The 827-nt window shown below is 59.5% G+C and carries 1 protein-coding gene; it reads right to left on the minus strand.

Annotated elements, in window-relative coordinates; translation table 11 throughout:
- Positions 1–529: 529 nt before the first annotated feature.
- Positions 530–827, minus strand: a 298-nt coding sequence (locus DVK07_RS19955; protein ID WP_394338898.1) for a homing endonuclease associated repeat-containing protein, incomplete at its 5' end; no start/stop codon positions are given.

Consider the following 827-nt stretch of genomic DNA (forward strand, 5'->3'; position numbering starts at 1 on the left):
CCCAGCGACCATGCTGGTGACCATGAGGAACGCGACGAGCACGGATCCGCCCTTCGCGCGCTAGTTTGTTTCGTTTGTCATTGTTGTGTTGTCTGCGTCGCGACACCCTGCTTTGCCCCAATCTCAATCGCCCGTTCGTCATCGACCAACATCGCATCGAGGGCGCGACCGGACTTGATCGGACTTACTCGCGTCGGCGTCGCATTATCTGCGTCGGCAGGGGTACTGCACTTCTAACATTACCCGTCGGGTATAAGTGCTTTGTGCCGCCAGGGGTGGTGTGTGAACGCCACTCACGGGTCGTAGCGAGCGTCAGACAGCCGTTTTCAAATTTGAGACAAATAGCCGCAACACGCTATGATACGGTCGGGCTCGGCTGGAGCTGTGTGTCCCACGACCGGAACATCTACATATGCGCTTTGTTTTGTTCAACGTGGGTTCGGCCCCTCTCAGGCGACTGGGTGCCGATTCTTCGGTAGGGGACTTGCCCAGTCGTCTGCGTTCCCACACAGACTTCGAGGAGTCCCGACTACGCGTCCGTCTCGTCGTCGAACGCCGCCGAAGCCGCCTCGCCCCACGAGCCGAAGCGACGCTGATACGTGGCGAGTCCGTATTCGCCGTCACGAGCGACATCAGTCGAGGTCGGCACCCGCCCGAGTTCGTCACGCAGTCGATGGAGATCGGCGATGAGATCGGCGTCTGAGATCTTGTTCCGGTCTGGTGTGTCGAGACCAGCCGCCTCTAATGCGTCAGTCCACGAGTCAAAACGTCGCATATAGGTGCTTGTACTATGTGACCCGTGCCCGCGCAGGTCTTTCGAGGTCGGC

The sequence above is a fragment of the Halorubrum sp. Atlit-26R genome (assembly GCF_003666015.1).
In the GTDB taxonomy this organism is placed as follows: Archaea; Halobacteriota; Halobacteria; order Halobacteriales; family Haloferacaceae; genus Halorubrum.